Below are 22,133 nucleotides of genomic sequence, written 5' to 3'. Positions count from 1 at the left end.
ACCGGACCATGCAAACTCGTGATGACATTTTCAACACCCTGCGCGATGCCTTGGTCGAACTGTTCGAGCTGGACCCCGAACGCGTCACCCTTGAATCCAACCTGTATCAGGACCTGGAAATCGACAGCATCGACGCCGTTGACCTGATTGACCATATCAAGCGCCAGACCGGCAAGAAAATCGCCGCCGAAGAGTTCAAGGCGGTGCGCACTGTCAGTGACGTGGTCGAGGCGGTCTATCGCCTGGTTCAACCGGCCGCATGAACCGATTGATCGGCCTTGGCCTGCTGCTGGCGGGCCTGCTGTACCCCTTTGCGGTGTATTACGGCATGGAGCATTTCGCGCCGTGGCAGTTCGGTCTGCTGCTCGGCGGCCTGTGGCTCGCCCGCGCGCTGACTGGCGGGCGGCGTCCCGGCAGCCTGTGGATGGCCACCGCTGCGATTGCTTTTTGTCTGTTGCTGGCGCTGTTCGATAGCCCGCTGTTGCTGCGCTGGTACCCGGTGCTGATCAGCGGTTTCATGCTGGCGCTGTTCGGCCTGAGCTTGAAATACGGACCGCCGATGGTCGAACGTCTGGCGCGCTTGAGCGAGCCGGAACTGCCAGACAAGGCGATTCGCTATACCCGGCAGGTAACGATTGCCTGGTGCGTGTTTTTTCTCTGTAACGGTTTGCTCGCCGCCGCCCTGACCCTCTGGGCGCCGCTGAGTTGGTGGATGTTGTACAACGGCCTGATTTCCTACGGGTTGATGGGCTTGCTGTTTGCCATTGAATGGCTGTTACGACAACGCGTACGAGGCCGCGCATGAATTGGATAAAACTTGAGCATCTGTTGCTCAAGGCTCAGCCGGGGCGCGCCGTCACGGCTGACCCGGCAATGAATCACGTTGAGCTTTGCGAGCAGGCGTCCAGCCTCGCTGCCGGCCTGCAAGCCCACGGCGTGCAGCGCATTGCCGTGTATCTGGAAGACGCCGGTGAGCTGGCGATAGCCTTGCTCGGCGCCTGGCGGGCCGGGGTCAGCGTGTTGTTGCCCGCTGACCTGCAAGCCCAGACCCGTCAACGCTGGTCGAATGAGGTCGACCTGTGGCTGACTGACCAGGCGGACGACGCAGCGCTCAGCGATCTGTTTCAAGCTCCGTTGCCCGCCGCCGAACTGGATCCGGATCAATGCCGCCTGAGCCTGTGCACATCCGGCTCCAGTGGCGAACCCAAGCGCATTGAAAAAAACCTGCGGCAACTGGCCAACGAAGTCGAAGCCCTGGAGCAACTGTGGGGCGCCGATCTGGGCGAGGCCTGTATCATCGGCAGCGTCGCGACCCAACATATTTATGGTTTGCTGTTCCGCGTGCTCTGGCCACTGTGTGCCGGACGCCCGTTCGTGCGTCAACAACTGCCGTTTCCCGAAGACTTGCAGCGCGCCAGCCGCGAACACCCGGTCTTCGCCTGGATTGCCAGCCCGGCGTTGCTCAAGCGCATGGGCGACAACCTCGACTGGCCGGCCTTGAGCTGTGTGCGACGGGTGTTTTCTTCCGGCGGCGCGCTGCCGGCCGAGGCCGCGCAGAGCCTGAAGCAACGCCTGCAACAATGGCCGACGGAAATTTTCGGCAGCTCGGAAACCGGCGGCATCGCCTGGCGTCAGGGCGACAGTCTCTGGCAGCCGTTCGCCGATGTACAACTGAGCCAGGACAATGACGGTGCGCTGCGCATTGCTTCGCCATACCTGCCCGTCGGTCACGTCGAACAGACCTTCGATGCTGCACGAATTGCCGCTGACGGGCGCTTCGAGCTGCTCGGGCGATTGGACCGGATCGTCAAACTGGAAGAAAAACGTATCTCGCTGCCGATGCTCGAACAGGCACTGCTCAATCATGAATGGGTCGCCGACGCGCGCCTCGGCGTGGTTCAGGAAAACCGTGCATCCCTTGGTGCCTTGCTGGTGCTGAGCGAACAAGGCCTGCATGCCCTGCGCAATCAGGGGCGGCGCACCCTGACCCAGGACCTGCGCCAACACCTCAGCCAGCATTGCGAGGCCCTGGCCTTGCCACGGCGTTGGCGCTTGTTACGGCAACTGCCGTTTAACGCCCAAGGCAAACTGCCGCAAGCCGAGGTCGAAGCCCTGCTGCTGGCCCCACGCCCGAAAGCGCCGCAAGTATTGGAACAAGTCGAAGCCAATGGCGAGTGGAGCCTGCAACTGGCGGTTCCGCCGGACCTGGCCTGTTTCAGTGGCCATTTCCCGAAAACGCCGGTATTGCCCGGCGTGGTGCAAATCGATTGGGCGCTGAGCCTGGGTCGGCAGTTGCTGGCGTTGCCGGAGAAATTTGCCGGAATGGAAGTGTTGAAGTTTCAGCAACTGATGCGCCCCGGAGATCTGGTTCAGCTGCATCTGCGATTCGACCGTGAGCGCGGCAAGCTGTATTTCACTTATCGCAACGACACTGCGACCTGCTCCAGTGGGCGGATATTGTTGGAGGCAGCGCATGCATAACCCCTGCGCCATCATCCCGGTCTACAACCACGAAACCACCGTCACGGCCGTGGTCGAGGCGCTGCTCGCCAACGGTCTGCCGTGCGTGCTGGTGGACGATGCCAGCAGTCCGGCCTGCGCTGCTGTACTTGAGCAACTTGCCCGGCGCGACCAGATCTTTCTGGTCAAACTCGCCGTCAACCAGGGCAAGGGCGGTGCGGTCATGGCCGGCTTTCGCGAAGCCTCGCGCCTGGGTTTCAGCCACGCCCTGCAAGTGGATGCCGATGGTCAACACGACCTGCGCGACATCAAGACCTTCATCGACGCTTCGCGCACTCATCCGCAAGCGCTGATTTGTGGATACCCGCTATACGACGCCAGCGTGCCGAAAGGCCGTCTATACGCACGTTACCTGACTCACGTGTGGGTCTGGATCAACACCCTGTCATTGCAGATTCCCGATTCCATGTGCGGTTTCCGCGTCTATCCATTGTCGCCGACTCTGGCGCTCATCAACTCGGTGAAGGTCGGCAAACGCATGGACTTCGACACGGACATCATCGTGCGGCTGGCCTGGCGTAATCAGCCGATGCACTGGCTGCAAACCAGGGTCCATTACCCGCAGGACGGTATCTCGCATTTCCGTCTGTTCCACGACAACGTGCTGATTACCAGCATGCACACCCGGCTGTTCTTCGGCATGCTGGTGCGCGCGCCGATGATCCTTTGGCGACGGTGGCAGGCATGAGCATCAACGCAGACAAAGCGCATTGGGCCGAGCGCAAGGAACGCGGCAGTTTCTGGCTGATGAAGCTCACCGCGTTCGGCGTCAAAGTGCTCGGTCGTCGAGCGTTGAGCCCGCTGCTGTACGGTATCGTCTTGTACTTTTTCCTGTTCGGTCGCAGCGCCCGCAAGAGTGCCTGGCAATACCAGCAATACCTCGCCGACTGGAGTGGACGCAGCGAATTGCGCCCCACCCACTGGCGGGTATTCGGCCAGTTCATGGCCTTCGCCGACTCCTTGCTCGACAAGCTCGATGTATGGAACGGCAAGCTTGGCATCGAGCACATCGAAATCGTCGACCCGGCGCTGCTGCGCCAACAGTTGCGCGGCGAGCGCGGGCAAATGCTGGTGGGCGCCCACCTGGGCAACCTTGAGGTCTGTCGCGCGCTGGCCGAACTGGGCGAAAAAGTGACGATGAACGTGCTGGTGCACACCAAGCACGCCGAACGCTTCAACCGCCTGCTCGGCGAAGCCGGCGCGATCAATCTGCGACTGATTCAGGTCAGCGAGCTGGACCCGGCAATCATGCTGCAACTCAACCAGCGGCTGGATCGCGGCGAGTGGCTGGCGATTGCCGGCGATCGCGTACCGCTGCATGGCGGGCGTATCGCGCGAGTCGACTTTCTCGGTCATCGGGCAGCATTCCCACAAGGCCCCTGGCTGCTGGCCGGGCTGTTGAAGTGCCCGGTCAATCTGTTGTTTTGTCTGAAGCACAATGGGCGCTATCGAGTGACTCTCGAACCCTTCACCGAGGCTGTAATCTGGAAGCGTAGCGACCGCGAACAAGTGATCGCCGATTGGACAGCACGCTACGCCGAACGCCTGGGGCAGTACTGTCTCGAAGCGCCCCAACAATGGTTCAATTTTTACCCTTACTGGAAGACCGATGACGACGCATCCGCTTGAGCCGGTAACCTTCGGCGAACTCCCTTTGCGCATCGAAGACGTGTTGGCCCTGGCCAACCGTCAGGTGCCGACGCAGTTGCAAGGCGACCCTGAGTTCCGTCAGCGCATCGCCAAGGGCGCGCAATTCCTCGACTCCTTGCTGGACAAGGAAGGCGTGATCTACGGCGTCACCACCGGCTATGGCGATTCCTGCGTGGTCGCGGTGCCTTTGCATCATGTCGAGGCGCTGCCCCGTCATCTGTACACCTTCCACGGCTGCGGACTGGGCAAAATGCTCGATGCTCAGGCCACCCGTGCGGTACTCGCGGCGCGTTTGCAGTCGCTGTGTCAGGGCGTGTCCGGGGTTCGCGTGGAACTGCTGGAGCGTCTGCAAGCTTTCATCGATCAGGACATCCTGCCGCTGATCCCGGAAGAGGGCTCGGTGGGCGCCAGTGGTGATCTGACGCCGCTGTCTTATGTGGCCGCGACCTTGTCCGGCGAGCGTGAGGTAATGTTCCGGGGTGAGCGCCGACAAGCGGCCGACGTGCACCGCGAACTCGGCTGGACTCCGTTGGTGCTGCGCCCCAAAGAAGCCCTGGCGCTGATGAACGGCACCGCGGTGATGACCGGTATCGCCTGCCTGGCTTACGCCCGCGCCGATTACCTGCTGCAACTGGCCACACGTATCACCGCACTGAACGTGGTGGCGCTGCAAGGCAACCCGGAGCATTTCGACGAGCGCCTGTTCGCCACCAAACCGCATCCGGGGCAAATGCAGGTCGCCGCGTGGTTGCGCAAAGACTTGGCCATCGACGCGCCGACCGCGCCGCTGCATCGCCTGCAAGATCGTTATTCGCTGCGCTGCGCGCCCCACGTACTCGGCGTGTTGGCCGACAGCCTGAACTGGCTGCGCTCGTTCATTGAAATCGAGCTCAACAGCGCCAACGACAACCCGATCATCGACGCCGAAGCGGAACGCGTCCTGCACGGCGGGCACTTCTACGGCGGGCATATCGCCTTCGCCATGGACAGCCTGAAAACCTTGGTGGCCAACGTCGCCGACCTGCTGGACCGACAGCTCGCGCTGCTGGTGGATGTGCGTTACAACCACGGTCTGCCGAGCAACCTGTCCGGCGCCAGCGCTGAGCGGGCAATGCTCAACCACGGCTTCAAAGCGGTGCAGATTGGCACCAGCGCCTGGACGGCCGAAGCACTGAAAAACACCATGCCGGCCAGCGTGTTCTCGCGCTCCACCGAGTGCCATAACCAGGACAAAGTCAGCATGGGCACCATTGCCGCCCGCGATGCGATACGTGTGCTGGAGCTGACCGAACAAGTCGCCGCCGCCACGTTGCTGGCCGCCAATCAAGGCGTCTGGCTGCGCAGTCAGGCGCAAGACGCGCGGCCATTGCCGCCGGCTTTGGCCCAGATGCACGAAGAGCTTGCCAAGGACTTCCCGCCGGTCATCGAAGACCGCGCGCTGGACGCCGAATTGCGCCTGTGCCTGCAACGTATCGCCGAGCAACACTGGAGGCTGCATGCGTAGCAAGGGAGTAATTCACGCCGATACGGAAATCCTCGTGCCGTTCTTCGACATCGACACGATGGACGTGGTCTGGCACGGCCATTACGTCAAATACCTGGAAGTCGCCCGCTGCGCCTTGCTGGACAAGATCGGCCACAACTACATGCAAATGAAAGCGTCCGGCTACGCCTGGCCGGTGATCGACCTGCAACTGCGCTACGTGCGCGGCGCCACCTTCGGTCAGAAGCTCAATGTGCGCGCAAGCCTGGTGGAGTGGGAAAACCGTCTGAAGATCAACTACCTGATCAGCGACCTCGAAAGCGCCGAACGCCTGACCCGCGCCAGCTCCGTGCAGGTTGCGGTCGATCTCGCCAGCCGCGAAATGCAGCTGGCCTCGCCGCAAGTATTTGTCGATGCGGTTGAGAAGGTGCTGCCATGAACCTGTTCGGGTACACGCCCCTTCGTAGCAGCTGGCGAAGCCTGCGTTCGGCCGCGCAGCGGTCGCAATCCGGGGCATCCGATTCTCCTGAAAGACCGCGGACTCAGGCTTTACGACCGCTGCGCGGCCGGACGCAGCCTGGCGGCAGCTGCTATGGGAAGTGGATAGGTCTCCTGGCTTTGCTCGGCTTTTCATCGCTAGCGCAAGCCTTCGACCTGCACCAACTCAGCGATCAGCTGGCCAAGCCTGAAGTGATCCACGGCAGCTTCATTCAGGAAAAACACCTGCGTGCCCTGCCGCAGCCGCTGACCAGCAAAGGCACGTTCGTGCTGGCGAAAGATCACGGTCTGCTCTGGCTGCTCAAGAGCCCGCTGCAACAGGACTACCGCATCAGCACCAAGGGCATTGCCCGCCGCGACGGCAACGGTTGGCAATTGCTGCCGAACAAGAGCGCCGGTGCCGAGCAGAACCGTATATTCCTCGCCGTGCTGCAGGGCGACAGCAGTGGCCTGCAACGGGACTTCGACCTGCAACTGCAAGGCGACGCCCAGCAATGGAAGCTGACGCTGACCCCACGCTCCGTGCTGCTCAAGCAAGTCTTCACCCAGATCAACATCGACGGTGGTGAACTGGTGAAACGCATCGAGCTCCTCGAAACCCAGGGCGACAGCACCGTATTGCGCATGCACGACAGCACCAGCGCCAAACCTCTGAGCGATGCGGAGCAACATGACTTTGCCCAGTGAACGCTGGTTGCCGCGCCTGTTCCTGATCCTGCTGGTAGCCGTATTGGCCCTGGCCGGCTGGCAATGGCGTGGCGCGGCGCCGCTATCCGCCAACCTGATGGAACTGGTGCCGGGCACCGCGCCGGATCCACTGGAGCTGCGCGCCGAACAACGCATCCAGGAGCCGCTGAACCGCGAAATGCTGGTACTGGTCGGCCACGCCGATCGCCAGCAGGCCATCGCCATGGCTCAGCAACTGGGCGAGCGCTGGCAGGCCAGTGGTTTGTTCGAGAAGGTCCAGTGGAACCTGCAAGCGGACTTGCCGGCATTGCGTACGCAGTTGCTGCACGGGCGACTGGCGATGCTTTCGGCGGCGGATCGGCAACAGCTGATCGAGCAGCCACAGGCGTTTATCCAGCAACGCGTACAAGCGCTGTTCGACCCCTTTACCGGCTTCAGCCTGGTGCCAAGCCAGGACGACTGGCTGGGTTTGACCGGGCGTATCCAGAACAGCCAGCCGCAGCGTGGCGCGGTGCAGCTGGATATTGGCAGCGGCGCGTTGATCGCCGATGCCGACGGCAAGAGTTGGGTGCTGCTGCGGGCTCGCACGCAAGGCAACGCCTTCGATATGCACTTGCCGCTGCAAGTCGCCGAGCTACTCAAACAGAGTCGAGAACAAGCAGCGCAGGCCAACGTGCAATTGCTCGCGGCCAGCGGCCTGCTGTACGCCGCCGCCGGCCAGCAACAGGCAAGCCGCGAAATCACCTGGGTTGGCGGCGGTGCCACCGTCGGCATTCTGTTGCTGCTGTTGTTCGCCTTCCGGCGTTTTCGCGTGCTGCTGGCCTTCGTGCCGGTGCTGGTGGGCATGCTGTTCGGCGCGGTGGCTTGCGTGGCGCTGTTCGGCCATATGCATGTGATGACCCTGGTGTTGGGCTCAAGCCTGATTGGCGTGGCGGTCGATTACCCGCTGCATTACCTGTCCAAGAGCTGGAGCCTGAAGCCTTGGCACAGCTGGCCGGCGTTGCGCCTGACCTTGCCAGGGCTGACCCTGAGTCTGGCCACCAGTTGCATCGGTTATCTGGCGCTGGCCTGGACGCCGTTCCCGGCATTGACCCAGATTGCGGTGTTCTCCGCCGCCGGTTTGCTCGGCGCCTATTTGTCCGCCGTGTGCTTGCTGCCGGCCATGCTCAAGGGCATCGATCTGCGCCCGGCGCAGTGGCCGCTGCACGTCGCACAATTTTTGGTGGACACGCGTAATGCGCTGCTGCGTCGGGTTCGCAGCCCGCTGCTGTTGGGATTGCTGCTGCTGTTTTGCTTTGGCGGCCTGTGGCAACTCACCACCAGGAACGACATCCGCCAATGGATCAGCGCACCGCCACAACTGATGGACGAAGCTCAGACGATTGCGCGGGTCACCGGCTATCAGCCCACCAGCCAGTTCTTCCTGGTGCGCGCTGCCGATCAGCAACAACTGCTTGAACGTTCCACGGCCCTGAGCCAGCGCCTGGATCAACTGGTCAATCTGGAAAAGCTTCAGGGCTACCTGTCGCTGGATCAACTGGTCAGCCAGCCCAGCGAACAACAACAGGTTCGCGAGGCGCTGAACAAACTGCCGCCGTTCTGGCAGCCGCTGCTCGATCTCGGTATACCGGCCAGCGCACTGCAAGCCGAGCTGACGCAGTTGCACAAACTCCCTATCCAGGACATCGACGCCGCCCTGATCGGACCGCTGGCTGAACCATGGCGCTCGTTGTGGCTGGGAGCCACCGACGATGGCGTGGCCGGGATCGTCAGCCTGCAAGGGTTGAACAACCCGGAGTTGCTGCGGGTTCAGGCGCTGGATTTGCCTGGCGTGCAGTTGGTGGATCGACTGGGGGATCTGAACAAGGTGTTCGCCGCGACCCAGATCAGCGCCGCTGAATTGAAACTGCTGTCTTGCATCCTGATCGTGCTGCTGCTGATCCTGCCGTTTGGCTTCGGTGGTGCGCTGCGGATCGTCGCGCTGCCGTTGCTGGCGGCGCTGTGCAGTCTGGCCAGCCTCGGCTGGCTGGGGCAGCCGCTGACCTTGTTCAGCCTGTTTGGCCTGCTGTTGGTGACGGCCATCAGCGTCGACTACGCGATTCTCATGCGTGAGCAAATTGGTGGCGCGGCGGTGAGCCTGCTCGGCACCCTGCTGGCGGCAGCGACCACCTGGCTGTCGTTCGGCCTGCTGGCGATTTCCAGCACGCCAGCGGTGAGCAACTTCGGCCTGTCGGTGAGCCTGGGGCTGGCCTTCAGCTTCATCCTCGCACCATGGGCCAGGCATCAGACCCACGCCAGACCCGTCGCGGAGCCAGTAGCATGATGATCGCCTTGTTCTGGCTACTGGCCTTGGCGCTGTTTGCCGTGGCGACCCGTGTGGGTCATCGCTTCGGGCTGATCCCGATCGTCAGCCAGCTGCTGCTGGCGACTTTCGGCCTGCCGCTGTTGATGCTGTTGTGGATCGAACCGCACTGGCAGTTGAGCGGCGCCGAACTGGTGTCGCCGGGCTGGCTGAAAAATCTCTACAGCCTGAGCTTCGCGCTGCTGCTGGGGCACATTCTCAGCGACGTGATCGACCTGCGGCTGGATCGCCAGAGCCTGAAAATCGCCCTGCCGAGTTTTTGCATTCCGTTCGCCATCGGGCTGGCCACTGCTGTTTGGCTGTTGCCGAGCCAGCCGTGGTTGAGTTCGCTGGCGGTGGGTTTGCTGTTCGCGATCACCGCGATTCCGGTGCTCTATCTGTACCTGCGCCATATCGACTATCCACCTGCGGCAACTCGCCGGCTGGTGCAGACCGCAATCCTCATCGACCTGACTTGCTGGAGCCTGTTCGCCATCGCCCAAGGCAGCCTGCACCTGAGCAGCCTGCTGTTGCCATTGGCCGGCGCCTGTCTGCCGTTGTTGCTGCGTGTGCTCGGTGTGCGCCAGCCGCTGCTCCACAGCCTCGGCTTCTTTGTGCTGCTGGTGGTCGCTGAGCACTTCAAGCTCAACGCGCTGATTTTCGGCATCGGTTATTTGCTGTGCATGGCCGCCCTCAAGCTGCCGCTGGTGCTGCCGTTGAAGGCCGCCTGGATGAGCCGTTTACAGACCTATATTGCGATTCCACTGATCCTGACCTTCGGCATCGTGCAGATCAACGTGCATAGCGCCATGGACAGCCTCAGCTGGGTCCAGCTTGGCGCATTGCTGGTCTTGCCGATCCTCAGCAAACTGCTGGGCAACTGGCTCGGTTTGGGCTGGGCCGGCGCGTCCTTTGTCGGCGCCAGCCGCTGGCGGGAAAGTCTGCTGCTGAACATTCGTGGGTTGAGCGAGATCGTCTTCCTCAACCTGCTGCTGCAACAACAGCTGATCAGCCCGGCGCTGTACTTCGCGTTGATGCTGATGGGCTTGATCGCAACCTTGCTGCCGGCACTCGCCGGTATCCGCCGTATTCCTTCACACACCGCCGTCCCGGCAAGGAGCACCAGTGCCAACAGTTGAAATGGAAACTCGCCAGGTTGTGGTGATTGGCGCCGGTCCATCCGGTGCAATCGCGGCCGCGCTGCTCAAGCGTAAAGGTCACGACGTGCTGATTATCGAGCGCCAGCACTTTCCACGGTTCTCCATCGGTGAAAGCCTGCTGTCCCACTGCCTGGATTTCGTCGAAGAAGCCGGCATGCTCGACGCCGTGAACGCCGCTGGTTTCCAGCTGAAAAACGGCGCGGCCTTCGCCTGGGGCGAGCGCTACAGCGCCTTCGATTTCGGTGACACCTTCAGCAACGGCAAGCCGACCACCTTCCAGGTGCTGCGCGCCGACTTTGACAAACTGCTGGCCGATCAGGCCGAGTTGCAAGGCGTAGATATTCGCTACGGCGAAGAGATCATTGGCGTCGACTTCGACCTGCCAAAACCCCAGCTGAGCGCTCGTCGCGAAGATGGCAGCGAATACCGCATCGAGGCCGACTTCGTGCTCGATGCCAGCGGTTATGGCCGCGTATTGCCGCGCTTGCTGGACCTGGAAGCACCGTCGAATTTCCCGGCGCGTCAGGCGGTGTTCACCCATGTTGAAGACCACATCGACAGCCCGCGTTTCGAGCGCGAGAAAATCCTCATCACCACACACCCGATCCATCGCGATATCTGGTTCTGGACCATCCCGTTCAGCAACGGGCGCTGCTCGGTGGGCGTGGTGGCGGCAAAGGAACATTTTGCAGGCCGCACTGGCGACCCGGATGAATGCCTGCGCGGCTTCATCGCTGAAACCCCGAGCCTTTCAGGCGTGCTGCAAAACGCCGTGTGGGACACTCCGGCGCGAGCCATCGGCGGTTACTCGGCCAACGTCAAGACCCTGCACGGACCGGGCTTCGCTCTGCTGGGTAATGCCGCGGAATTCCTCGACCCGGTGTTCTCCTCCGGCGTGACCATCGCCATGCGTTCGGCGAGCATGGCCGCCGGCGTGCTGCATCGCCAGTTGCAGGGCGAAAGCGTCGACTGGCAGCGCGAGTTCGCCGAACCCTTGAAGCGCGGCGTGGATACCTTCCGTTGCTACGTCGAAGGCTGGTACGCCGGGACTTTCCAGGATGTGATTTTCCATTCGGGCGGTGCGTCGGAGATTCGCCGCATGATCAGTTCGATCCTCGCCGGCTATGCTTGGGATGAGCGCAACCCGTTTGTCAGCGAACCCAAGCGTCGCCTGCGAATGTTGTCGGAAATCTGCGCGAGTGATGTGGAATGATCCGTGCCCTGCTCTTGAGCTGTGTCCTGCTGCTGAGCGCCTGCGCCAGCCAGGCGCCATTGCCCGAGAGAAACCCGACCTTGCTGCTGCCACTGCAATTGCACATCGAACGCCAGCAGGCCGAGCAACGTCAGGACTGGCTGCTGGTGATCCAGCGTGAGGGGCAAAGCATCCGCTGGTCGATGATGGATCCGCTGGGAATCCCGCTGGCCCGTCAGCGACTGATTGATGGCGAGTGGCAGGCCGACGGCCTACTCCCGCCCAATCCGGAAGCCCGCGAGCTGTTCGCCGCCTTGCTGTTTGCATTGACACCCAAGGGCGAACTGCTTGGCAACTATCCGACGGCACAGCAACAAGGCTCGCAGCGCTCCCTCGGCCCGCGCTGGAAGATTCGCTATCAACAACCATTGGACTTCGATCTGAACCTGCCTCAAAACCTGCATTATCATGTCAGTCCGCTGACCACCGGGATTGCCCCATGACGGCTTATTTGAATGCCCTTGGGCTGATCTGCGGTTTAGGCCGCAGCAAGCGCGAAGTCGCGCGCAACCTGTTTGCCGGCGACGGCTCAGGCCTGCGCGTCGAAGCCGGCTGGGTGCCTGATCGTGCGTTGCCAGTGGTGGCAGTGCAGGGCGAGCTGGCGAGCATTCCCGCCGAACTGGTCCGGCAAAGCAGCCGCAATAACCAGCTGTTGCTGGAAGCTGCATTACAGATTCGTGATGACATCGACCAGGCAATTCAGACCTACGGTCGCGGTCGCATCGGCATCGTCCTTGGCACCAGCACCTCGGGCATCGATGAGGCCAGTCGCGGCATGACCAGCTACCTGCGCGACCACCAGTTCCCCGCCGGCTACGACTATCAGCAACAGGAACTCGGCGCCCCGGCGAACTTCCTCGCCGACTGGCTGCAACTGAGCGGTCCGGCCTATGTGATTTCCACCGCCTGCACCTCCAGCGCCCGGGCCTTGATGAGTGCTCAACGGCTGTTGGACCAGGGCCTGTGCGATGTGGTGCTGTGCGGCGGTGTCGATAGCTTGTGCAAGCTGACACTCAATGGTTTCTCAGCGCTGGAAGCCGTGTCCGAGCAGCGCTGCAATCCGTTTTCGGTCAATCGCAACGGCATCAATATCGGCGAAGCGGCGGTGCTGTTCCTGATGAGCAAAAGCGCCAACGGTTGCCCGCCGATTGCCTTGCTGGGTGGCGGCGCCAGCTCCGATGCCCACCATATTTCCGCGCCGGAACCGAGCGGTCGCGGCGCGCTGCAAGCCATGGACAAAGCCTTGAACCGCGCGCACTTGAGCCCTGAGCAGATCGGTTACCTGAACCTGCACGGCACCGCAACGCAACACAACGACGCCATGGAAAGCCTGGCGGTCGCGGCGTTGTTCCCGGGCGGCGTGCTCTGCTCATCGACCAAGCCCATGAGCGGTCACACCCTCGGCGCGGCCGGGGCATTGGAAGCAGCCTTCTGCTGGTTGAGCCTGGCCGCCGACAACAGCGAACACGCCTTGCCACCGCATGTCTGGGACGGCCAGGCCGATCCCGAACTGCCGCCACTGAAATGGGTGACGACCGCTGATCGCCTCGACCAGACCGCACCACGCTGCCTGATGAGCAACTCTTTTGCCTTCGGTGGCAACAACGTCAGCCTGATTATCGGAGACGCCCCATGATTGATTGGCCGCTCGCCGAACTGACTCCCCACGCTGGCGACATGATCCTGATCGATCAGGTGCTGGCGTTCGATGAAGAACAAATCCACACCCGTCTCACCGTCAAGCCCGGCGGCTTGTTTAACCAGACAGACGGCAGCCTGCCAGCCTGGGTTGGCGTCGAGCTGATGGCGCAGACCGTCGCCGCCTACGCCGGTTGTCGCGCGCGACTGCGCGGCAATGCCGTCGAGTTGGGTTTTCTGCTCGGTACGCGTAAATTCGAATGCAATGTCGAACACTTCCCCGCCGGCACCGAACTGACCATCCACGCCCTGCGCTCACTGGAAGACGACAACGGCATGGGCATATTCGAATGCCACATCAACGCGCCCGGCATCCATGCCACCGCACGCCTGAATGTGTTCTGCCCGCCTCAGCCGGCCAACTATCTTCATGAATCCCCGGCCTCTTCAACAGGAACCCAGCCATGACTGAATCCGTACTGGTCACCGGCTCCAGCCGTGGTATCGGCCGTGCCATTGCCTTGCGTCTGGCCCAGGCAGGCTTCGATCTGGTGTTACATTGCCGCAGTGGTCGCAGCGACGCCCAAGCGGTTCAGGCCGAAGTCGAAGCACTGGGCCGCAGCGCGCGCATCCTGCAATTCGACGTGTCCGATCGCGCCAGCTGCAAAACCATTCTCGAAGCCGACGTCGACTCCCACGGCGCCTATTACGGTGTGGTACTGAACGCCGGCCTGACCCGTGACGGCGCCTTCCCGGCGTTGAGCGAGGAAGACTGGGATATGGTGATGCGCACTAACCTGGACGGTTTCTACAACGTGCTGCACCCGGTGATGATGCCGATGATTCGTCGTCGCGCCGCTGGGAGAATTGTCTGCATCACCTCCGTTTCGGGGCTGATCGGCAATCGCGGGCAGGTCAACTACAGCGCGTCCAAGGCCGGCCTGATCGGCGCGGCCAAAGCCCTGGCCATCGAACTGGGCAAACGCAAGATCACCGTCAACTGTGTTGCACCGGGCTTGATCGACACGGCGATGCTCGACGAAAACGTCCCGGTCGAAGAACTGCTGAAAATGATCCCCGCACAACGCATGGGTACCGCGGAGGAAGTCGCCAGCGCGGTGAATTTCCTGATGTCCGCCGAAGCGTCCTATATCACCCGGCAGGTCTTGGCCGTCAACGGAGGCCTGTGTTGATGAAGCGCGTCGTCGTCACCGGCATGGCCGGCATCACCTCATTGGGCAGCGACTGGGAAACCATCGCCGCCAACTTCCGCGCCAACCGCAGCGGCATCCGCCGCATGGATGAGTGGGATCGCTTCACTGAATTGAACACCCGGCTGGCCGGGCCGATCGATGACTTCAAAGTGCCCGCCCATTGGACCCGCAAGCAATTGCGCAGCATGGGCCGGGTCTCGCGCCTGGCGGTTGGCGCAGCCGAACAAGCCTTGGCCGATGCCGGCCTGCTGGGCGATGAGTCGATCAAGGACGGCCGCATGGGCGTGTCCTGTGGCTCCTCCACCGGCAGCACCGACGAGATCAAAGCCTTCGGCAAGATGCTGCTGAACTCGGTGGCAGAGGGCCTCAACGCCAACTCCTACGTGCGGATGATGCCCCACACCACAGCGGCCAATATCAGCATCTTCTTCGGCCTTACCGGCCGGCTGATCCCGACGTCCAGCGCCTGTACCAGCGGCAGCCAGGGCATCGGCTATGCCTATGAATCGATCAAGTTCGGCCGTCTGCCGCTGATGCTCGCCGGCGGCGCCGAAGAGCTGTGCCCGACCGAAGCCATGGTCTTCGACGCGCTCTACGCCACCAGCCTGAAAAACGATGCACCGCAGACCAGCCCGCGCCCTTACGACACGGCTCGTGATGGTTTGGTGATCGGTGAAGGCGGCGGCATGCTGGTACTCGAAGAACTGGAACATGCACTGGCGCGCGGTGCACACATTCACGCCGAGATCGTCGGTTTCGGCAGCAACGCCGACGGCCAGCACGCCACCCGTCCGGAGGTGGTCACCATGCGCCGGGCCATGGAACTGGCGCTGGAAGACGCCGGGCTGGAGCCGTCCGCCATCGGCTACGTCAATGGTCACGGCACCGCCACCGAGCAGGGCGACATCGCCGAAACCCTGGCCACCAGCAGTCTGTTCGGCAGCCGTATGCCCATCAGTTCGCAAAAGAGCTTCCTGGGCCACACCCTTGGCGCCTGTGGTGCGCTGGAGTCGTGGTTCAGCATCGAAATGATGAACCGCGACCAGTACGTGCACACCTTCAACCTCGATGACATCGACCCGCGTTGTGGCGAACTGGACTACCTGCGCGGCGAATTCCGGCAGATGAGCAACCAGTACGTGATGAACAACAACTTTGCTTTTGGCGGGGTGAATACTTCGCTGATTTTCCGTCGCTGGCAGTAACTGGCAATTGAGTCGTCGTACACGACGAAAGCAGCCTGGAATGAATTCTCGCTGCCCATGAACGACAAAGGGCGCCTTTCGGCGCCCTATTCACAGACAGGTTGGCTTGTCATCGCCCTATTCCTGTCTGGCTCTGCGATGGCTGGTTACCCAGGATCCTCAGAGTCTCACAAGCCCCTTTCGGGAACGCGGCCAGTATTGCCCGAAACCAAGCAACCGGCAACCGGTGGCAAACCGCCCAATAACCTCAGCACAAAGGCTTTATAGCCCGAGGGCGCTACGGACAGCTGCTTTGATCGCGGCAAACTCCTCTACTGAAAGTTGTGAGATTTCGTAAACACGCTTTCCTTGCCGATCTCTTCGCTTGATCCGGTCAAGTCTGGGAAGACTGACGGTTGCGACCATATCGCACTTTGCCCAACAAACAGGACTCCCTCCTTGAAGATGGTTTTCAAGCTCCAGATGGTGATCGAGAAAAGACTCTGGAGCCGTGGTGCTCAGCGGCACAACCGTCACCAATAGCCTGTTGGTCCTGTGTTTGCGTATGACGACAACGGGCCGGACCTTGACCATCTCAGGTATTTCATAGCCTCTGAAATCGCAAATCAGCACGCTGCCTTCCTTGGGTTGGTATTGAAGTGGCATCCATGGCACTCGCCAAAAAGAAATCGATTCTGCGCAAGTGTTGAACAAATCCCTAAGCCCGATCCGTTACCTGAAATGTCAACTCCTCGAATCGCTCTCACACCGAAGCATCCCTGTGATCAACCAACTACATTCGCTCTAGCAGGGCCGGCTCAAAACCACCGCACATGAACTATCGGTTTGTGCCTCAACCAATAGGCTCGGCCCTGGTCAACAACTCGACAAACGCCTTGGCCATCGGCGAGTTTTGATCTTTCCTCTGCACCAGCCACACCGCCGAGATCGCTTGCGGGTCGAGCAGCGGTCGATAGACCACGCCGTCGATGCGCATTCGCCGATAAGACGCCGGCAGCACCGACACACCGAGCCCGGCTGCCACCAAACCGATGATGGTCATCGCCTCACCGGCCTCTTGAGCGAAGTGCGGGCTGAAGCCGGCATCGCGCGCCAGGCTGAGCAGTTGCGTATATAACCCGCTGCCATAGCTACGTGGGAAAAACACAAAAGGCTCGAGGGCCAGCGCCGACAGGAACAAACCCTCCTCACTGCCAGCCACCAGTGGGTGCTTGGCACTGAGTACCGCCACCAAAGGCTCGCGCATCAACTCGACTACGGTCAACGAATCCGGCAGGGGCAACGGCCGCATGATGCCAACCTGGATTGACTCATCCACCAGCGCATCGGCAACCCGGGTGCTGCTCATTTCCCGCAGGTTCAGGTGCACCGACGGGAAGCGCTGGCGAAACGCGAAAATCGCTTGCGGGATAGTCGAGCTGAACGGTGCCGACGAGGTAAAGCCGATCTTCAGTTCGCCCAGCTCACCCAGTTGCGCGCGTCTGGCCACGTCGGCGGCTTTGTCGACCTGCGCCAGCACCAGACGCGCCTCTTCCAGAAACAACCGCCCGGCTTCGCTGAGCTCGACCCGACGATTGGTCCGCTCGAACAAGCGCGCGCCGACCTCTTGCTCCAGCGCCTGAATCTGCTGACTCAACGGCGGCTGGGAGATACCCAGCACCTGTGCGGCGCGGCCGAAGTGCAGTTCTTCGGCGACGGCGATGAAGTAGCGCAGATGACGCAATTCCATGAAAACTCCATTAGGTCGTTAAACCTATCAAACAGGTCGAACAATATATTGGAAAGAATCATTAGCCAGCTATATGCTTTTTTCATTGCCTGACCGGCTGCGCCCCACCGAGGTTCCCCGTGAAAACTGCCGTTGCCCCGCTAGCCCATGAAATGCCGCCTTCTGCGCTGGACGATGGGGTCGCTGAACTGCACGACATCTACATCGAAAAAGGCACGCCGATGTTCATGCGCACGGCGCTGGCGCTGTTTTCCGGCGGTTTCGCCACCTTCGCCCTGCTCTATTGCGTACAGCCAATGATGCCGCTGCTGTCCCACGAGTTTTCCATCAACGCCGCGCAGAGCAGTCTGATCCTCTCGGTCGCCACCGGCATGTTGGCCATCGGGCTGCTGATCACCGGACCGATTTCCGACCGTATCGGGCGCAAACCGATGATGGTCGCGGCGCTGTTCGCCGCGGCCCTGTGCACCCTCGCCAGCGCAATGATGCCGAGCTGGCAAGGGGTGCTGGTGATGCGCGCGCTGACCGGTTTGTCCCTGAGCGGGCTGGCAGCGGTGGCCATGACTTACCTGAGCGAAGAAATCCACCCGCAACACCTCGGCCTGGCGATGGGGCTGTATATCGGTGGCAACGCGATTGGCGGTATGTCTGGCCGCTTGATCACCGGTGTGTTGATCGATTTCGTCAGCTGGCATACAGCGATGCTGGTGATCGGCGGACTTTCGCTGATCGCCGCAGCGGTGTTCTGGAGAATCCTTCCGGAGTCGCGCAACTTTCGTGCTCGCTCGCTGCACCCGCGCAGCCTGATCGACGGCTTCACCATGCACTTTCGCGACGCCGGTCTGCCGTGGCTGTTTCTGGAAGGCTTTCTGGTGATGGGCGCCTTCGTGACGCTGTTCAACTACATCGGCTATCGCCTGCTGGCCGCGCCATACCACATGGACCAGGCGTTCGTCGGCCTGCTCTCGGTGGTGTACCTGTCGGGCATCTACAGCTCGGCGAAAATCGGTGCGCTGGCCGACACATTCGGCCGGCGCAAAATGCTCTGGGGCACTATCGTTTTGATGCTCGCGGGGATTGCCCTGACCATGTTCACCCCCTTGGTACTGGTGCTGATCGGCATGCTGCTGTTCACGTTCGGCTTCTTTGGCGCGCACTCGGTGGCCAGTAGCTGGATCGGGCGCCGGGCGACCAGGGCCAAAGGCCAGGCTTCGTCGCTGTACGTGTTCTGCTATTACGCCGGGTCGAGCATCGCCGGCACGGCAGGCGGCGTGGCCTGGCACCTGGGGGGCTGGAACGGGATCGGGTTGTTCATTGGCGGATTGCTGGTGATTGCACTGCTGGTGGCGTTGAAGCTGGCCAGGCTGCCGTTGTTGCCGAACAATCAACCGATGTAGGCAGAACATCTAGAATGCCTGCAACACCAGCCGCGCCTCCAATAGCTTGCCGCGTTTCTCCAGGGTCAGCGATTGCAGCGCGGCACCTTCTTGCTCGGTGTTGTCCAGCCAGGCCAGCAAGACCAGCGCGTCGCCGCTGACCGTCAGCCGCAACAAGTTGCCCTCTACGTCGAACTGTTGCAGTTCAAGGCCAGCCGCGACGACACGCTCACTGACCTGAGTGGACAGCGGTTGAGTCGTGGTGGCGCGCCCAACGGGTGGCTGAGCGCGCTGGACCTCCATGGCCAGAGCAAGCCGTTGCTGATACTGCCGCTCGGCCACCAACAACCGTTGCTGAGCCGGTTGCCAAACCATGCTGAAGGCCAGCACTGCCAGCATAAACACCCCAAGTCCACTTAACAGCTGTCGATCACGTAGCGACTGGCGGTTCCATATTTCAGTCACGACCACAGGCAAAGCTATGGATTTGCCCATCATGATTTTTCCTCGAGAGTCAGTACTGCCTGCACCCGGTTCTGCTCCTTGCTGGCACCGCCAAGCTTGATCGACATACCGCTCTTTTGCCCGCGCTCACGCAGTTGTTCCAGTTCCGCGAAACTGCTGGCGGTGAGTTGCATTTTCCAGCCCTCACCGGCCCGGAATTCGATACGCTGAACCTCGACGCTGCTGCCGCCAATAACCTGCTCAGTCAGGTTCACCAGGCGGGAGATCTGTGTGTGCTGATTGACACTGCCTTTGCTTTGCAAAGCCTTGAGTTGCGCAGACAGATCAACAATGCGGGTCTGCTCCGGATACATCGCCTTGAAGCGCTGTACACTCTGGGAATACAGCCGCTGAGCCTCGCGCTCGAAAAAATGGCTGCGGGCTTCAGTGAAACCCCAGGACAACGCGAATAGTGCCACCCCCGCCAGTAAGGCTGTCGACCATGGCCAGCGGCGGCGAGCCTGGCGGAACTCGCCTTGTAGCAGGTTGATCGATTGCCCTGCGTTCCCCAGCAACAAACTATTGTGCCCCTCATCCAACCAGCAGATATCCGCGGGAAAGAGCGGTTCGAGTGTCGCCACCGCCTCTGCCGGCACAGCCAGGCGAAAATCCAGCGCACCGCCGAGGATCCATCGGCCAAACCACCACACGGCATAAGCCTGATCGTCCGGCAACAGTTGCGCATCGACATGGATGCCTGAGGTTTCGATACCCAGTTCGGTGAGCAGGTCCAGCAGCGCCTTGAAGCGAGCCTTGTGGATAACCAGAACCGGATAGCAGCCCTCCTGATCGCGCTGCCCGACACACAGATGCAGAACTTCAAGCTCTTCCCCCAGTTGATCTTCGATGGCAAAGACGATTGCCTGAACACTCGGCCGCCGCCTTGAGGGCCACTTTTGGGTACGAAACCAGCCACACATTTCCATCGGTAGCAGCACTTGAATTGCCTGCCCGTCCAGGTCTTTTGCGGCTTCGGCCAAGGTGGTGGCTTGCCGCTCGCCAGATGCCCGCAATATGCAGCTCGGCCAGTCGGGCGACGGATCGGTCAGCCCTTCGGCGCTCAGGAAAAGCCAGGTTTTCATCGGAAAGATTCACTTGTAAGCGGGGCCAGAAGGCGTCGTTGCTTGATGCTCCACTGGCGGCTTTTGAGATCACGTTCGACATCCGTGACCAGCCGTAAGTGGCTTTGCCCAAGGGCGACTTCAACCGTGATGCGGAACCAGCGACTGCTCACGCCAAGGCCATGACTGCTCAGGCTCAGCCCAGAGAGCAGCGGCTCTTCGGTAAACGCTTGAGCAGAGCGGTAGCCTTGTGCCGGACGCTGGCTGACGACGGCTCCGGCGATGGCCGGGGTCATGCCCTCCAGCGTCATCAACAACTGAGCCGGCGCGGTATTGACGTTCAGGCTGGCGTCCTTGGGCAGTAGCGCGACCCACGGTTGCAGGCGCCGGAGTACCTCGCCATCGATTCCCGGCAGCAAACGCAATTGGCTGAGGTCGTTCAAACCATCCGCCAGGCTCGAGGTTTGCAACGCCTGCAAATCCAACGGAGGTATTCCCAGCCCTGTCAGTAACCGCGACCAACGCTCCAGAGTGACCTGATCGATCTGCCCGTTCTTGAACAAGGTATTGAGGTTGAAGCGTCCGCCCAGATCTTCGATGCTGACCCGAATGTCCCCGTTTTCCACCTCGAACGGCGGCTTGGGCCGAGCCCATTCCTGCGCCAGGTTGACAGTCCTCTGTTCGTCCAGCTCAGGGTTGCGCAATAGCTGCATGGCCCAGGCTTCGCCGGAGAATCCCAACTGCCGCAACTGCACCTGGTGGAGTTGTTGCGCACTGCTTTGCACGACGAGGCGATGATTTCGCAACATCCCGGCGGTGATCAGCAGCGCCAGACTCATGATCAACAGCACGCTGATCAGCGCCACGCCACGTTGGCGAGCATTCATTGCGCGCTCCCCGGCAAGAGCACCACGCGACGGATCTGCTCAAAGCGTCCCGTCGACAGCGTGACTTCCAGCGCTTTGGGCCGGGATTCAGGTTTGGCCTGGCTTGCCGGCCAATCGTTGCGCCATCCCGTCTTGCTGTCGAACAATCGCCAACTCAAGGCACTGACTTCGGCAAGGAGTTTTTGTCGTTGGAGCAACGGCTGCTCGGCACCGCTGCTTTCACGCCAGAGCGTGCCCTTGTCGAGGCGATAGCTGACGTTCTGCAATTCGCTGCGTGGTTGATCCAGCGGGTTACGCCAGTTACTGCGCTGCAACTGTAAAAGCGTCTGTTTCAATACGATGGATTGCTCGGTCACCTGCAAAATATCGCGTTCGATTACCGCGAGCGCGCGCTGCAGGTTTCTGAGCTCTCGTTCATGGACAGCGGTGCTGCGTTCGGCGCGTACCACGCCATCGAACAGCCTCCAGCAGGCGAGCCCAAGCAAGGCAAAGATCGCCATGGCGATCACCAGCTCGAGCAAGGTGAAGCCCTTCGGACTATTCATTGCGAGCCTGTAGCCAACTGGTGGTGCGGTGTACGATCTGATCACTGCCTGAACGGCTAACGCTGAGATCGACCTTGAGCAGACGCGGATCTGCTGCCGGCCCGACGGCCTGGTTCAGGACCCAGTCACGTCGGTCGAAGTGCCGGATCAGCTGCTGGCGACCTTGGGGCAGCGCTGCCTGCAGGTGTAACTCACTCAGTTGATTGTCGGCCAGCCAGGCACCGCAGAGCTGCTCCTCCAGACGGACATTCTGCTTCAGGGCATATTGGCCGGCGGCCATCACGGCAGCTGCCAGTGTTGCGAAAACAACCAGAGCGATCATGATTTCCAGCAGGGTGAAACCTCGATGGACTGTCCTGGATTTACGCTGCCTTCTGGGTTTC

General features: G+C 61.5%; 24 protein-coding genes. 17 read left to right on the top strand and 7 right to left on the bottom strand.

The window, feature by feature from the left end:
- Positions 1-8 precede the first annotated feature (8 nt).
- From AC3I0A_RS02070 to AC3I0A_RS01995, 16 genes are read left to right on the top strand one after another with little or no spacing between them, the layout of a single operon-like run.
- Entirely contained in the window at positions 9-263 is a 255-nt protein-coding gene (locus AC3I0A_RS02070) for an acyl carrier protein (RefSeq protein ID WP_489375991.1), read from the top strand.
- Complete coding sequence (locus tag AC3I0A_RS02065; RefSeq protein WP_489375990.1) at positions 260-805, top strand: COG4648 family protein; 546 nt, start codon at positions 260-262, stop codon at positions 803-805. Before AC3I0A_RS02070 ends, AC3I0A_RS02065 begins: the two co-directional genes overlap by 4 nt.
- Entirely contained in the window at positions 802-2,481 is a 1,680-nt protein-coding gene (locus AC3I0A_RS02060) for an ApeI family dehydratase (protein WP_489375989.1), read from the top strand. The genes AC3I0A_RS02065 and AC3I0A_RS02060 overlap by 4 nt, the downstream gene beginning before the upstream one ends.
- On the top strand, positions 2,474-3,208 hold the full coding sequence (locus AC3I0A_RS02055) for a glycosyltransferase family 2 protein (protein WP_489375988.1): 735 nt from the start codon (positions 2,474-2,476) through the stop codon (positions 3,206-3,208). Before AC3I0A_RS02060 ends, AC3I0A_RS02055 begins: the two co-directional genes overlap by 8 nt.
- On the top strand, positions 3,205-4,149 hold the full coding sequence (locus AC3I0A_RS02050) for a lysophospholipid acyltransferase family protein (RefSeq protein WP_489375987.1): 945 nt from the start codon (positions 3,205-3,207) through the stop codon (positions 4,147-4,149). Before AC3I0A_RS02055 ends, AC3I0A_RS02050 begins: the two co-directional genes overlap by 4 nt.
- Positions 4,130-5,674, top strand: a complete 1,545-nt coding sequence (locus AC3I0A_RS02045) for an HAL/PAL/TAL family ammonia-lyase (RefSeq protein WP_489375986.1) — start codon at positions 4,130-4,132, stop codon at positions 5,672-5,674. The genes AC3I0A_RS02050 and AC3I0A_RS02045 overlap by 20 nt, the downstream gene beginning before the upstream one ends.
- Positions 5,667-6,092: an acyl-CoA thioesterase gene (locus AC3I0A_RS02040; protein ID WP_489375985.1), complete on the top strand. Its 426-nt coding sequence runs from the start codon at positions 5,667-5,669 to the stop codon at positions 6,090-6,092. The genes AC3I0A_RS02045 and AC3I0A_RS02040 overlap by 8 nt, the downstream gene beginning before the upstream one ends.
- A complete protein-coding gene (locus tag AC3I0A_RS02035) occupies positions 6,089-6,838 on the top strand; it encodes an outer membrane lipoprotein carrier protein LolA (RefSeq protein ID WP_489375984.1) in 750 nt (249 codons plus the stop codon). Before AC3I0A_RS02040 ends, AC3I0A_RS02035 begins: the two co-directional genes overlap by 4 nt.
- A complete protein-coding gene (locus AC3I0A_RS02030; protein WP_489375983.1) occupies positions 6,822-9,161 on the top strand; it encodes an MMPL family transporter in 2,340 nt (779 codons plus the stop codon). The genes AC3I0A_RS02035 and AC3I0A_RS02030 overlap by 17 nt, the downstream gene beginning before the upstream one ends.
- Positions 9,158-10,318 (top strand): cation:proton antiporter, encoded by a 1,161-nt coding sequence (locus AC3I0A_RS02025; protein ID WP_489375982.1) that lies wholly within the window; start codon positions 9,158-9,160, stop codon positions 10,316-10,318. Before AC3I0A_RS02030 ends, AC3I0A_RS02025 begins: the two co-directional genes overlap by 4 nt.
- A complete protein-coding gene (locus AC3I0A_RS02020; RefSeq protein ID WP_489375981.1) occupies positions 10,305-11,552 on the top strand; it encodes an NAD(P)/FAD-dependent oxidoreductase in 1,248 nt (415 codons plus the stop codon). Before AC3I0A_RS02025 ends, AC3I0A_RS02020 begins: the two co-directional genes overlap by 14 nt.
- Positions 11,549-12,034, top strand: a complete 486-nt coding sequence (locus AC3I0A_RS02015) for a DUF3261 domain-containing protein (RefSeq protein WP_489375980.1) — start codon at positions 11,549-11,551, stop codon at positions 12,032-12,034. Before AC3I0A_RS02020 ends, AC3I0A_RS02015 begins: the two co-directional genes overlap by 4 nt.
- Complete coding sequence (locus AC3I0A_RS02010; protein ID WP_489375979.1) at positions 12,031-13,227, top strand: beta-ketoacyl-[acyl-carrier-protein] synthase family protein; 1,197 nt, start codon at positions 12,031-12,033, stop codon at positions 13,225-13,227. Before AC3I0A_RS02015 ends, AC3I0A_RS02010 begins: the two co-directional genes overlap by 4 nt.
- On the top strand, positions 13,224-13,697 hold the full coding sequence (locus tag AC3I0A_RS02005; protein ID WP_489375978.1) for a hotdog family protein: 474 nt from the start codon (positions 13,224-13,226) through the stop codon (positions 13,695-13,697). Before AC3I0A_RS02010 ends, AC3I0A_RS02005 begins: the two co-directional genes overlap by 4 nt.
- Positions 13,694-14,422 carry a 3-oxoacyl-ACP reductase FabG gene (fabG, locus tag AC3I0A_RS02000; RefSeq protein ID WP_489375977.1) on the top strand — a complete coding sequence of 243 codons (729 nt, stop codon included), beginning with the start codon at positions 13,694-13,696 and terminating at the stop codon, positions 14,420-14,422. The genes AC3I0A_RS02005 and fabG overlap by 4 nt, the downstream gene beginning before the upstream one ends.
- Entirely contained in the window at positions 14,422-15,648 is a 1,227-nt protein-coding gene (locus AC3I0A_RS01995) for a beta-ketoacyl-ACP synthase (RefSeq protein ID WP_489375976.1), read from the top strand. The genes fabG and AC3I0A_RS01995 overlap by 1 nt, the downstream gene beginning before the upstream one ends.
- A gap of 261 nt (positions 15,649-15,909) precedes the next feature.
- Here AC3I0A_RS01995 and AC3I0A_RS01990 read toward each other — a convergent pair whose 3' ends face one another.
- Together AC3I0A_RS01990 and AC3I0A_RS01985 are read right to left on the bottom strand one after the other, a co-directional pair.
- Positions 15,910-16,293 (bottom strand): type II toxin-antitoxin system PemK/MazF family toxin, encoded by a 384-nt coding sequence (locus AC3I0A_RS01990; protein ID WP_489375975.1) that lies wholly within the window; start codon positions 16,291-16,293, stop codon positions 15,910-15,912.
- A 187-nt stretch (positions 16,294-16,480) separates the two neighbouring features.
- Complete coding sequence (locus AC3I0A_RS01985) at positions 16,481-17,377, bottom strand: LysR family transcriptional regulator (RefSeq protein ID WP_489375974.1); 897 nt, start codon at positions 17,375-17,377, stop codon at positions 16,481-16,483.
- 152 nt (positions 17,378-17,529) lie between these two features.
- Between AC3I0A_RS01985 and AC3I0A_RS01980 the strand changes: the two genes are divergently transcribed.
- Positions 17,530-18,774, top strand: coding sequence for an MFS transporter (locus AC3I0A_RS01980; protein WP_489378381.1), 1,245 nt, complete (start codon positions 17,530-17,532; stop codon positions 18,772-18,774).
- A gap of 9 nt (positions 18,775-18,783) precedes the next feature.
- On the opposite strand, the gene AC3I0A_RS01975 is transcribed toward AC3I0A_RS01980, so the two are convergent.
- The 5 genes from AC3I0A_RS01975 to gspI are packed head-to-tail and all read right to left on the bottom strand — an operon-like array spanning position 18,784 to position 22,072.
- Positions 18,784-19,248: a type II secretion system protein M gene (locus AC3I0A_RS01975; RefSeq protein WP_489375973.1), complete on the bottom strand. Its 465-nt coding sequence runs from the start codon at positions 19,246-19,248 to the stop codon at positions 18,784-18,786.
- Positions 19,248-20,339 (bottom strand): type II secretion system protein GspL, encoded by a 1,092-nt coding sequence (gene gspL, locus AC3I0A_RS01970; RefSeq protein ID WP_489375972.1) that lies wholly within the window; start codon positions 20,337-20,339, stop codon positions 19,248-19,250. The genes AC3I0A_RS01975 and gspL overlap by 1 nt, the downstream gene beginning before the upstream one ends.
- Positions 20,336-21,205, bottom strand: a complete 870-nt coding sequence (locus AC3I0A_RS01965) for a type II secretion system minor pseudopilin (protein ID WP_489375971.1) — start codon at positions 21,203-21,205, stop codon at positions 20,336-20,338. The genes gspL and AC3I0A_RS01965 overlap by 4 nt, the downstream gene beginning before the upstream one ends.
- Positions 21,202-21,750 (bottom strand): type II secretion system protein GspJ, encoded by a 549-nt coding sequence (locus AC3I0A_RS01960; protein WP_489375970.1) that lies wholly within the window; start codon positions 21,748-21,750, stop codon positions 21,202-21,204. The genes AC3I0A_RS01965 and AC3I0A_RS01960 overlap by 4 nt, the downstream gene beginning before the upstream one ends.
- Complete coding sequence (gspI, locus tag AC3I0A_RS01955; protein ID WP_489375969.1) at positions 21,743-22,072, bottom strand: type II secretion system minor pseudopilin GspI; 330 nt, start codon at positions 22,070-22,072, stop codon at positions 21,743-21,745. The genes AC3I0A_RS01960 and gspI overlap by 8 nt, the downstream gene beginning before the upstream one ends.
- Positions 22,073-22,133: the final 61 nt, after the last annotated feature.

This window comes from Pseudomonas sp. KH_024_B2 (assembly GCF_057839965.1).
Note: the sequence above shows the minus strand (reverse complement) of the source record. Positions and strands in the feature narration are given on the sequence as shown.